The organism is Chlorogloea sp. CCALA 695, assembly GCF_003003885.1.
Classification (GTDB): Bacteria; Cyanobacteriota; Cyanobacteriia; order Cyanobacteriales; family Chroococcidiopsidaceae; genus Aliterella.
This window is the reverse complement of sequence record NZ_PVWN01000051.1, coordinates 19,016-30,287: the sequence shown is the minus strand read 5'-3', so window position 1 is coordinate 30,287 and position 11,272 is coordinate 19,016. Positions and strand designations below refer to the sequence as shown.

Genomic DNA, 11,272 nt, shown 5'->3' with positions numbered 1-11,272 from the left:
TGCTTCAACTTCAACAGATCCCGCCTTGCTTGTTTCGCCCCCTCCTTGAAACTCATTTCCATGTCCACCGTGAGCCATAACCGCCGGATTACCTAAGAGAATTAGACTAAAGAATGCTCCAGAGATACTGTACGGCGCAAGAATTCGCAAAAAATTAGAGCTAATTGTCATGGGCAAGCTTCTTGAGTACCGAACAGGGTTAGGTCAGCATTCCTAAAAAAAGCATTGTTATTTTTGAGCTTTCTTAGGTGTTAGTCATCAGCTTTTCATATAAAAATGAAATCCACATGAAATTGCGCGGTGCAAGACAAAACTATCTTCAGGCTATTAGCAAGCGTGTACTCATATAAAACTTACAATGCCGTAACTAACTTAAAAATCTCTATAAAATAAACTCGCAAGCACGATTTTTAAAATGCTCGTGACAGCTTTCGAGAGACGTTTCAAAACTTGAGAAGTTAAATATTTCAATTCTGTTAATTTGTTGGTACACTTCCTCTGGCGGAAATACTTGCGTAGTGTTTTCAACTTGTCCCAAAATGATCGCTTCCGATTCGGGAGCGTAAATATTTAACCGCCGATCTATTTGCGATCGCACAAGTTCTGCTAACTTAGCGTACCACTGGGGAAACCTCCTACTATCACCTATCAAGGGTTCTAGTAATGGTAGTTTTAAAATATTAGCTTCGCTGACATACATTAGGGCGAATTCTGGATCTTCTTGTTCCCACAAAGGAGTCAGCGCCACAAAGCCGCGTCCCTCTTTTTGCCAACCTTGATAAGCAACATAGCCAATAGCTTCATGATTGGCGATCGCATAATGTCGATACAGCAAGGCTGGATGCAGAACTAATATACTATCTACATCGTCATCTTCTGGTCTAACTATTGCTACATCCGGTGTTAAAAGTTGTCTGTAAAAATGCTTGCTAGTTTTTAGTCTGTACTTGTTAATCATAAGTTTTTATCGTGGCTGCTAACTTTTGACCGTTGCACCAACTTAAAAAGGATTTATATGAATACGCAAACTAAAGGCTGATTGGATTTACTTTCTTTACGTTTATTTACATTTACTTAAATGTTAGTATAAATAAGTACAAAAGTTGAATTTTGAAGCAGGCACTTAGGTAGAGCTATAAGCTGTATGCTCAACCTTATTCAAAGAAAAGTATCTGTAACGACTTGCTGTAAAGAAGGCATGATAAACTTAAATCCGCTTAAGTTCACCTTAAAAAATTCATTGCAGCAAAAGGATATAGAGTTAATCCAAGCACTTGAAACAGGTCAACCATCAGCCCTAAGTAAGCTTTACGATCGCTATGGTTCAGTTGTTTATGGATTGGCATTAAAAATTTTAAAAAATGCTCAAGAAGCAGAAGATTTGACCCAAGAAGTTTTTGTTAGTTTTTGGCATAAAAATACCTACAATCCAGCGCGTGGATCTTTGAGCAATTATTTAGTAGTGATGACGCGATCACGATCTTTAGACAAATTGCGATCGCGATCTTCGCGCAATAAGTTTCTCGAACGTTGGCGACATACAACAACTCAAGCATTTTCGCGCTCGGCTTTTGAGCAAGTTGATATATGGGATACTTCCCAGCACGTTCAAGAGGCATTAACACAACTCTCAGAGCAACAGCGTAAAATATTAGAGATGGCATACTACCAAGACCTCAGCCAGTCAGAAATTGCCAAAACCTTAAATATACCTCTTGGTACAGTGAAAACCTCGGCGCGTCAAGCCCTAAAAAAACTTAGAAAAATCTTATTTTATCTAAATTAATAGTTGCTCCATGTATGAATCTTCAACCCCCTAAAAATTTAGAAGACCTAACTGTGGGCTATGTACTCGGCAATCTATGCCCTCATGAAGTTGAGGAATTTAGACAGCTTCTAGCAGAAAATCCTCAGTTACATCAAGATGTAGCGCGATGGCAGGAAGTATTAGGGCTGTTACCTTATGCTCAAGTTCAAGCACCACCAGCGCATCTACGCAATGCTATTTTGGCGGCGATAGAAAAACCCTTAGACATTGCGCCCATATCAAAACCGTTAGTTTTACCTTGGGCTAAAATTGTTGCGGGAACTGCGGCAATGTTTGCTTTAGCGCTAGGTTTAGACGGCTATCATTTACGGCAGCAGTACAATCAATCTAGTCAGGTAATTGGTGTATTGCAAGGTGCGACAACGCATATTTACTCTTTAAAAAGTAAAGAGCCAAAATCAACGGCTGTGGGCAGTGTATTTATGGATTTTGAGGCAAATAAAGCAGTTATTGCTTTGCAAGACGTTCCTCCTCCTCCCGCAGGTAAAACTTACTGGCTTTGGGCTGTAGTTGATAATCAGACTATACGTTGTGGACAGTTTAAAAGCGGTTCGGGTGGTACAAGTTTAGATCAAATATCTATTCCTGCTAATGTGTATGACGAAGATTCAGAAATATCGCAGTTATTTGTCACTATAGAATCAGCCGCACCAACACACCCAGTTGGGCAAGTAGTTATGATCAAAGCTTCTTAATTTTCTAGACCTTATTTATACAAACAGTGATCCCCCTCGGTAATTTTCTTGTCAAGGCGGTTCGGCATCCCTAGGGTTGCAACAATGATTATCTTTAAAGAAGCAGATCGGTAAATTTATATGATTTCTTTGTGTCCCCTACTTCAATCTCGACTTTCTACCCCGCTAAAAATCGGTTCTTTAGAAGTTAAAAGCCGTGTCTTACAGTCGCCATTATCAGGCGTGACCGATTTAGTATTTCGGCGTTTAGTCAGGCGCTATGCTCCCGATTCGATGATGTACACCGAAATGGTAAACGCTACAGGGTTGCATTACGTCAAAGAATTGCCGAAAATCATGGAGATTGACGAAAGCGAAAGACCGATTAGCATTCAACTATTTGATTGTCGCCCCGATTTTTTGGCAGAAGCGGCGGTAATGGCGGTAGCAGAAGGTGCGGACACTGTAGATATTAATATGGGTTGTCCCGTCAATAAAATTACTAAAAATGGGGGTGGTTCTTCTTTACTGCGTCAGCCAGAAATAGCTGAGGAAATTGTCCGCTCGGTAGTTAAAGCTGTAAATGTCCCAGTTACAGTCAAAACTCGCATTGGTTGGAGTGACAAAGAAATCACGATTTTAGACTTTGCTAAACGCATGGAAAATGCGGGGGCGCAAATGATTACCGTTCACGGACGTACCCGCGCTCAAGGCTATAATGGTGCGGCAAAATGGGAGTGGATTCGCAAGGTTAAAGAAATACTTTCAATTCCCGTAATTGGCAATGGCGATATTTTTACGGTAGAAGCGGCGGTAAGGTGTTTAGAAGAAACTGGAGCGGATGGGGTAATGTGTTCAAGAGGAACTTTAGGCTATCCTTTTTTGGTAGGGGAAGTTGACCATTTTCTTAAAACTGGGGAATTGCTGGCGACTCCTACTCCCGTACAGCGATTAGAATGCGCTAGAGAACACTTACAAGCTTTATGGGAATATAAAGGCGATCGCGGCGTGCGTCAAGCCCGAAAACATATGACTTGGTACGCCAAGGGTTTTAGCGGTGCGGCGGATTTGCGCGGACAGTTGAGCGTAATTACTACTGTGACTCAAGGGTTGGATATAATTGATCGCGCGATCGCTCATTTAGCCAATGAAAGCGTTTTAATTGACGAAGACTTGTTAGCTTTTGTCTAAGATTACTTTTAAAGTTTGGAGGCTAGAATCAGCACACCCGCTAATATATCCACCCAAACTTTGAATTTTTTGTAGATAAATAATTGCTTCAGTTGTAACTATTTCTCCAGGGATTAAGACTGGGATTCCTGGGGGGTAAGGACAGACTAATTCGGCGCAAATCCTATCGCACGTTTGCTCAATAGGTAAAGTTTCGGCAATTGCGTAAAATGCCTGACGTGGTGTGAGGGCTAGTTTTGATTCGTGATTGAATGGTGTAATCGTACTTTCCATCGCCAAAATTTGTTTATGCTTAGTAGCAATTTTCAAAGCTTGTAGTAATTGCTCTATATCTGCGTCAGTATTCCCCAAACTAATAATAAACGTCAAATTTTGCAGAGAAGGTAATTCAGCAATTACACCACAGTCAACTAATATTTCATCAACTGCAAATCCCGTTAATCCTAAGCCAGAAACGTTTACAGTTAGCCGAGTTTTATCTAAAGCCACAAATCCAGGTGTAGCAATTGTAAGTTCTAAAACCGATAAGCCGGGAATTTGGCTAATTTGATGTCTCGCCCTCTCGGCTAATTGTAAGGTGCGAGACATTAAGTGTTTTCCTTTTACAGCCATCTGCTGACGTGCGGCATCTAAAGAAGCTAAAAGTAAACTACTAGGGCTACTAGATTGGACTAATTCTAAGGATTTGGTTAATCTGTCTCTATTAATTCTGTCACCTTGGACGTGCAGCATAGAAGCTTGAGTTAAAGCGCCTAGAGTTTTATGAATCGATTGAATGCTTAAGTCTGCACCCGCTTTTAATGCTGAAATAGGCAAGTCAGGATGAAAAGCAAAATGCGCTCCGTGTGCTTCGTCTACTAATAGCGGAATATTGTACTTGTGAGTTAGATGGGCGACGGCTTTTACATCCCCACAAACGCCAAAATAAGTCGGGTACACCATCATCACCGCTTTTACATCAGAATGTTGCTTTAAAGCGGATTCTACGCCTTCTACAGTGATGCTATGAGCAATATCTAACACCGGATCGTATTCGGGATTAATAAAAATGGGAGTAGCACCGGAAAGAATCAAGCCAGCGATCGCCGATTGATGCACGTTACGCGGCAAGATTATTTTATCGCCTACACCGCAAGTAGCTAAAATTGCCGCCACAATTCCACAAGTAGAACCATTAACTAAAAAATAAGTATCATCTGCTCCAAAAGCCGCGGCGGCGTATTCTTGCGCCGATTGAATTACACCTTGGCAATCGAATAAGCTGCCTATTTCTGGTAATTCTGGCAAATCAACTTTAAAAACTTCAGAACCAAAGCAATCGATTAATTGGGGTGAAATGCCTTGTCCCCGCTTGTGTCCTGGCGTATAAAAAGCCGCATGATTGCTACGGGCGTACTTTTTAAGCGCGTCTAAAAGGGGGGTTTTATCCTGATTAAACACTATTCCAGTAAAAGAATTGAAATACAATCTTATCCCAGTTATAGCATCGCGCTGTCTATTCTTTAAAACTTAACTACTTTGAAGGATGATAATTTTGCCGTAAATCCTTAACTTAATTAAAGTCGTATAACTTGTTAGGTTAACTATGATTTATCCAAATCCTGGCCCTTTACCCGAACCAAATCCTCAGCCACCGCTACCGAGTCCTATACCTCAACCCCTACCATCCCCCGTACCGGAACCTGTACCCGCGCCAATTCCGCAAACTGTACCTGCGCCAATTCCGCAAACAATTCCTACCCCTGTTTAAAATAGTGCGATAGCGCAAGCTGGAACGGTTACGGGCTTCACATAAGTGATTTTTCGACGTAGTAGGAAGCCCTGCGCGCAAGGGAGAGCGCGCAAAATATATAGTAGCGTGTAGTTTTGATATCCTGGCAATAGTAAGCAAAAGAAAAAGTATCATGCTCAAAGCCGGAATTGTTGGACTACCTAACGTCGGAAAATCTACCTTATTTAACGCATTGGTTGCCAACGCCAAGGCGGAAGCCGCCAACTTCCCCTTCTGCACGATTGAACCGAATGTAGGGATTGCATCGGTTCCCGATGAGCGATTACAAGTTTTAGCTGATATTTCTAAATCCGAGCAAATTGTGCCGACACGGATAGAATTTGTCGATATTGCGGGGTTAGTTAAAGGTGCAAGTCAAAATGAAGGCTTAGGCAACAAATTTTTGTCTCATATCCGCGAAGTAGATGCGATCGTTCATGTAGTCCGGTGTTTTGATAACGATGATATTATTCATGTCAGTGGTTCGGTAGATCCTGCTAGAGATATTGAAATTATCAATTTAGAATTGGGTTTAGCAGATTTAGACCAAATTGAACGTAAATGCGATCGCACTCGCAAGCAAGCGCGCGCAAATAAAGATGCACAGGCAGAAGTATTAGTATTAGAAAAGTTGATTGCAGCTTTGAATGAAGGTAAACCAGCGCGTCAAGTGAACCTAACTGAAGAAGAATTGGCAGTAATCAAAGATTTAGGGTTGCTAACTAATAAACCAATTATTTATGCTGCTAATGTATCGGAAGAAGAACTAGCAACGGGCAATAAATGGGTTGAAAAAGTCAGAGCAATTGCGGCTCAAGAAAATGCTCAAGTTGTGATAGTTTCGGCGCAAGTAGAAGCAGAACTTGTAGAATTACCCGCCGAAGATCGGGCAGATTTTCTAGCTTCGTTAGGGGTAGAAGAAGGCGGATTAAAATCATTAATTCGTGCTACCTACGAACTTTTAGGATTGCGTACTTATTTCACCGCCGGCCCAAAAGAGACGCGCGCTTGGACTATCAACGCCGGGATGGTTGCACCCCAAGCCGCCGGAGTAATTCATTCTGATTTTGAGCGGGGTTTTATTCGCGCGGAAACGGTAGCTTATAAAGATTTAGTAGCAACTAAATCAATGGTTGCAGCCAAAGAAAAAGGCTTAGTTCGCAGTGAGGGTAAAGAGTACGTTGTCCAAGAAGGCGATGTATTGCTATTTAGATTTAATGTTTAGCATTAATCTATGTAGATTTTAAAAATTTTTACCTATTTGACACTGCAAAAACAAATGTCGTTTTTAAGCAAAATGTTTTTATACATTTTGCTTAAAAAGTTTGAAAATATTTATATTATGAATGAGAATCAAAAGCTGTGGATATTAAAACAAAAGTTATTAATCACAATAAGCGCTGGAATATATCTGTAGATGCGGATAAACAATTTATTCAACTTCGCAATAGAGTAGTCGGAGTTATTCACCAGTTTTTAGCTCAACTAATCATCAACGATATAAAACTTGATAGGCAATTTAAAAAAGAACTAGATTACAGCCTTGGAGAAGAAATAGAATTAGAGCGTAATAATGACATATCATCTATTCTCTCTTTAAATACAGTTCAAAAAAATTTTCAATCATCATTAATAGGAACACAAAATAAAAGAGTGTTTACAGATACTCACATATACAAAGAAATAAAAGAATCCAAAAATATAAAACAGTTAGCTACAGCACTACAAGTTGTATTTTGGATTCTTGAAGATAAGGATAAAGATTTACCTTTAAATAAAATTGTAAAAGAACTTAGAGATGCAGCAAAACTTAGCCCAGATACTGGCTTTCATATCACACTAATAAAAAAAAGAGTAGTTTTTTCTCCGCCTGGATCTAAATTATTAGATGAGGGAATAGTTAATGATGTACTAGAGTGGCTTGAAAAATACCCAAAAGTAGCTAAGTACTTTGCAGAAGCGCTGAAAATTTATACAGATGGAGATATAAGCAAATATAGAAATCTACTTGATAATCTTCGCTTTTCTATTGAGCAGCTTTTGAAAGAAATCTTAGGTAATTCAAAATCTTTAGAAAACCAGAAAGACGACTTATTATGTTGGCTAGATAAAAGAAAAAAACATCAAGGGATTATCAAATTATATCAGCAACTTTTATATCACTACTGTACCTATCAAAATGATGCTGTAAAACATAATGAGGCATTTTCTGAAGACGAAATTGAATTTATGATTTATCTAACTGGTACTTTTATGCGATTTCTCATGCAGATTGTGTAGGAGATAGTTCTGAGTTGCAAACAAAACTATCCCTGTAAGCATCGGCATTTTATTAAGATTGCGAAACCGCTTTACAGATTCAAATCTAAAGAAAATCTAGCGGGAGCGAATGTTTAGAAGCTTTAATTCTTAAACAGAGAGCTTCTAAAACATTTCAAACACTAATTTAAGCCCATGATGAGATTCGAACTCATGACCTCTTCATTACCAATGAAGTGCTCTACCACTGAGCTACACGGGCAAAAAAAGTATGATTTGCAAACTGCAAATCATACTTTTAATAATGGGCCGAGCTGGATTTGAACCAGCGTAGCTCTCGCAACGGATTTACAGTCCGTCTCCATTAACCACTCGGACATCGACCCATGCTATCAACGATTTATAATCATAGCATGGTTTTTTTAAATAGTACAATTACTTTCTAAAAATCTTGCCGATCGCAATTAAGTCAAAAGTTCGCCAGTGGCTTGCAAGGCGTGTAAGCGATGGTAAATACCTTGATGGCGCAACAATTGAGCATGAGTACCAACTTCCGCAATTTTACCACGCTCTAAAACAACAATCTTATCTGCCTCCCGCACGGTACTGAGACGGTGAGCAATGATAATTGTAGTGCGCGTACCCAAAATAGAGCGCATAGCCAACTGTATCGAGCGCTCAGACTCGTAATCTAAGCTAGAGGTCGCCTCATCAAAAATTAAGATGTCTGGATTAACTAACAAACTCCGCGCAATTCCTAATCTTTGCCTTTGTCCTCCCGATAACCTTACACCGCGTTCGCCAACTACGGTGTAATATCCTTGGGGTAACTGTTCAATAACTTCGTCAACTCGGGCGATTCTACAAGCTTCCTGGACTTGTTCAAAACTAGCCGTGCGATCGCCATAGGTGAGATTATCAAGCAAAGTACCGTTAAAAACATCTACTTCTTGATGCACGATCGCTAATCTTCGGCGATACTTAGCAACATCTAAGTTACGAATATCTTGACCGTCAATCAATATTTGACCGCTATTTGGCTCAAAATAACGAAATAGTAGCTTTACAAGCGTAGATTTACCCGAACCCGAACGCCCAACCAAGGCAACCGTTTGATTGGGTTCAATTAATAGACTAATATTTTGTAAAACAGGTCTTTCTGCATCGTAGCCAAAACAAACATTAGCTAACTCCAATTTGCCTGTAAAGCTGTAAGGAGTGTCACTTGCTAAAGGGACAATTAAACTAGCCGCATCAACTCCTGTTGGCTGCTGCATAAATTCATGAAACCGCAGCATTGAAGCATAACGACGGGCAAAAATTTCCGCTAAATTGTTAATTGGTTCCATCTCTGCATAAGCCATGCTAGAGATAGTGAAAGTCGTAACAAAATGCCCCAAAGAAATTTGACCCTGTAGAGTCGCCACCAAAGTTAAACCCAAAACTACAAACACGCAAAACTGAATAATTGTTTTTTGCCAAGTACCTAGCTTGATATATCCCAAGTGAATGCGATAGTCAACTATTTTAAATTCCCGGTTTAAGCGCTGGCGTTGGCGTTTGAGTTCCACTGCTTCTGTTGCAAAGGCTTTAACTGTTTTGATATTGGTAACAATTTCTGAAGTCCGGCTTTGAGTATTTTCCATATACTTATCTAGATGCCGTTCTTGTTCCATCAATTGCTTCAAGTCTTTCAGACTAATACTGAGAATGATGATAAATGAAACGAAAAATATTAAAGCAATTCGCCACTCAATAAACAAAATCATCATAAAAATCCCCAAAACTCGGAATAGTTTGGGTATTAGTTGTCCGGCAATTTCTGGATAAGTAAACGTATGATTTTCTAAGCCTCTAGCAATGCGTCCGGCGATGCGTCCGGGGTTATTTTCATCATAAAATTCTAAAGGTAAAGTCAGGATTTTTTCTACGGTTTTTAGTGCTTGATTTTGGCGACTTCGCAAAGCGATATCCCAATGAAACCACCAAGTAGTCCAAACTTGTATCGGCGCTCTAACTACTGTGACAATAAAAATTATGCCTAATAAAAATCCTATACTTAATAACTGATTTTGTTGTAATTGAGTAACCTGGGCTAAAAATGCGATCGCATTCTCTACAGGTTTATCCAATGACTGACGCGACAATACATTTAAAATCTGTCCGATGGCGTAAGGTACAACCAAATCGACAACTTCAAAGATACTAGCCGCCGTAATACTAAATATAGCGATCGCATGATACGGCTTATAGTAGTTAACAATATCTTTAAATGTCGCCATGATTTTCAAGCCGACACTTTAAGCGTGGCTGCATTTGTAACTTATGTAATACAAAAGTAACATAAAAAGTCTTTAGCAGCAAGCAAAATATTAAACCAAAGCAGTCAAAATAAACATCTCACTGCGGAGAGACATCAAGGTGCAAAAACTCTAAACGGTAGCGATACAAAGCCACAGGCTGAGAATTTGCTTTAAAGTAATCAGCCTCTTGAGGAGAAAGATAAACCGCCGTAACTTGATCGGCTTCCATAGCCAAATTAGCTAACAATTGATAAGCCGTAGTGCTTTCAACCTCATTAAAATAAGGTTGCGAACCACCTTTAAATAGTTGCTGAAACACCTCAGTAGTGATAAATTCGTCATTGTGTAATGATTCGGTAGCGCGTCCAGTAACTAAAGAAACCAGAGTGCGATCGCCTTTGAGTAGAGTAATTTGTTTATTTGGCGACGTAGGATCGGTTTTAACAGCAACCACAGAGCGACCTAAATAAGCCCGTGCTAGATTCAAACCATTAAAAGCGCGATCAGCTACCAAATCTTGCGAAGCGTCCCGCACAAATCGCACAATAAAGCTTACAGGGACATTCAAAGTGCGGCGATTGCTCTCAAAACCTGGCGTAACTAGATCGGGAGCTAAAGGCGCGGCTACATCTACTAAGGTACTCGTTACATTCCAAGTACCCGCCATCCAATCAGGATAAATCAGATCCCCTTGAGCAGATGGTACTGTCAGCTTTTGCCAATTCGGAAAACTCTCAATATGACTTTTTAATTGTCCAGCCTGCGCCGCTCCACCCCAAAAAACTACTACCAAAACCAAACACCAAAAGCCTCTCAATTACCTCTACGCCTCGCTTTATAATTCCCCTACAGGTTCCGGTTCCCAAACCTCTCCATACTGCGCTTTAAGAGCTTGCCAAGCCTCAACCTGACCGCTTTCATACTCCCCCGGCTTCCCCCATTGCAAAAACAGACTTAGCGCCGATTTTCCTTCCTTATCCAATAGTCGAATCGCGTAGGTAGTAAAATTCCCGCGCTTTGCTTCTCCCGTCTCAAACTTCACCTGTGTAATCTCGTCCATATTCAAATGAAATTCAAAACCCTCAGTGTGCATATTTGCATACTTCCCCTTGGGCAATTCGGCATAAAAAAGCTTCTGAATTTTCCCCCGCGCCTCCAACACCGCCGCGCTGCTAGTGACAATTAGCCGCAAAGTTGAGAGACTTTCGCACTGTTCCAAAAATTCTTTTAAAGTAGCACTCATAAT

General features: G+C 40.2%; 11 protein-coding genes and 2 tRNA genes. 6 read left to right on the top strand and 7 right to left on the bottom strand.

The annotated features are described in order from the left end of the window. Positions 1-382 precede the first annotated feature (382 nt). Positions 383-958, bottom strand: a complete 576-nt coding sequence (locus tag C7B70_RS19565; protein ID WP_106370678.1) for a hypothetical protein — start codon at positions 956-958, stop codon at positions 383-385. A 186-nt stretch (positions 959-1,144) separates the two neighbouring features. Here C7B70_RS19565 and C7B70_RS19560 point away from each other — a divergent pair, with 186 nt between their 5' ends. From C7B70_RS19560 to dusB, 3 genes are all read left to right on the top strand, one after another. Beyond that, positions 1,145-1,786: a sigma-70 family RNA polymerase sigma factor gene (locus tag C7B70_RS19560; protein ID WP_233221002.1), complete on the top strand. Its 642-nt coding sequence runs from the start codon at positions 1,145-1,147 to the stop codon at positions 1,784-1,786. Between the two features lie 14 nt (positions 1,787-1,800). Then, positions 1,801-2,523 (top strand): anti-sigma factor domain-containing protein, encoded by a 723-nt coding sequence (locus C7B70_RS19555; RefSeq protein WP_106370677.1) that lies wholly within the window; start codon positions 1,801-1,803, stop codon positions 2,521-2,523. Between the two features lie 120 nt (positions 2,524-2,643). Continuing rightward, complete coding sequence (dusB, locus tag C7B70_RS19550) at positions 2,644-3,693, top strand: tRNA dihydrouridine synthase DusB (RefSeq protein ID WP_106370676.1); 1,050 nt, start codon at positions 2,644-2,646, stop codon at positions 3,691-3,693. On the opposite strand, the gene C7B70_RS19545 is transcribed toward dusB, so the two are convergent. Next, complete coding sequence (locus C7B70_RS19545; protein ID WP_106370675.1) at positions 3,679-5,133, bottom strand: aminotransferase class I/II-fold pyridoxal phosphate-dependent enzyme; 1,455 nt, start codon at positions 5,131-5,133, stop codon at positions 3,679-3,681. The genes dusB and C7B70_RS19545 overlap by 15 nt on opposite strands. Positions 5,134-5,278: 145 nt before the next feature. Here C7B70_RS19545 and C7B70_RS27115 point away from each other — a divergent pair, with 145 nt between their 5' ends. From C7B70_RS27115 to C7B70_RS19535, 3 genes are all read left to right on the top strand, one after another. Continuing rightward, entirely contained in the window at positions 5,279-5,443 is a 165-nt protein-coding gene (locus tag C7B70_RS27115; RefSeq protein ID WP_199192367.1) for a hypothetical protein, read from the top strand. 154 nt (positions 5,444-5,597) lie between these two features. Beyond that, on the top strand, positions 5,598-6,689 hold the full coding sequence (gene ychF, locus C7B70_RS19540) for a redox-regulated ATPase YchF (protein ID WP_106370674.1): 1,092 nt from the start codon (positions 5,598-5,600) through the stop codon (positions 6,687-6,689). 137 nt (positions 6,690-6,826) lie between these two features. Continuing rightward, positions 6,827-7,744, top strand: a complete 918-nt coding sequence (locus tag C7B70_RS19535) for a hypothetical protein (RefSeq protein ID WP_106370673.1) — start codon at positions 6,827-6,829, stop codon at positions 7,742-7,744. Between the two features lie 169 nt (positions 7,745-7,913). Here the strand turns inward: C7B70_RS19535 and C7B70_RS19530 are convergent. The 5 genes from C7B70_RS19530 to C7B70_RS19510 form a co-directional block, all read right to left on the bottom strand. Further along, a tRNA-Thr gene (locus C7B70_RS19530) sits at positions 7,914-7,985 on the bottom strand. 43 nt (positions 7,986-8,028) lie between these two features. Continuing rightward, positions 8,029-8,109 (bottom strand) — tRNA-Tyr (locus C7B70_RS19525). Between the two features lie 78 nt (positions 8,110-8,187). Next, positions 8,188-10,005 (bottom strand): ABC transporter ATP-binding protein, encoded by a 1,818-nt coding sequence (locus C7B70_RS19520; RefSeq protein ID WP_106370672.1) that lies wholly within the window; start codon positions 10,003-10,005, stop codon positions 8,188-8,190. A gap of 118 nt (positions 10,006-10,123) precedes the next feature. Beyond that, complete coding sequence (locus tag C7B70_RS19515; protein WP_233221001.1) at positions 10,124-10,825, bottom strand: DUF6816 family protein; 702 nt, start codon at positions 10,823-10,825, stop codon at positions 10,124-10,126. 36 nt (positions 10,826-10,861) lie between these two features. Then, the gene (locus C7B70_RS19510) at positions 10,862-11,269 is read right to left on the bottom strand and encodes a ChuX/HutX family heme-like substrate-binding protein (protein ID WP_106370670.1); all 408 of its coding nucleotides are present in this window, start codon (positions 11,267-11,269) and stop codon (positions 10,862-10,864) included. Between the last annotated feature and the right edge of the window lie 3 nt (positions 11,270-11,272).

Bases quoted from the DNA above. Each gene is read 5' to 3' on its own strand.
- C7B70_RS27115 (WP_199192367.1), top strand. From the start codon at position 5,279: ATGATTTATCCAAATCCTGGCCCTTTACCCGAACCAAATCCTCAGCCA.
- ychF (WP_106370674.1), top strand. From the start codon at position 5,598: ATGCTCAAAGCCGGAATTGTTGGACTACCTAACGTCGGAAAATCTACC.
- C7B70_RS19510 (WP_106370670.1), bottom strand. From the start codon at position 11,269: ATGAGTGCTACTTTAAAAGAATTTTTGGAACAGTGCGAAAGTCTCTCA.
- C7B70_RS19555 (WP_106370677.1), top strand. From the start codon at position 1,801: ATGAATCTTCAACCCCCTAAAAATTTAGAAGACCTAACTGTGGGCTAT.
- C7B70_RS19560 (WP_233221002.1), top strand. From the start codon at position 1,145: ATGCTCAACCTTATTCAAAGAAAAGTATCTGTAACGACTTGCTGTAAA.
- dusB (WP_106370676.1), top strand. From the start codon at position 2,644: ATGATTTCTTTGTGTCCCCTACTTCAATCTCGACTTTCTACCCCGCTA.
- C7B70_RS19565 (WP_106370678.1), bottom strand. From the start codon at position 958: ATGATTAACAAGTACAGACTAAAAACTAGCAAGCATTTTTACAGACAA.
- C7B70_RS19520 (WP_106370672.1), bottom strand. From the start codon at position 10,005: ATGGCGACATTTAAAGATATTGTTAACTACTATAAGCCGTATCATGCG.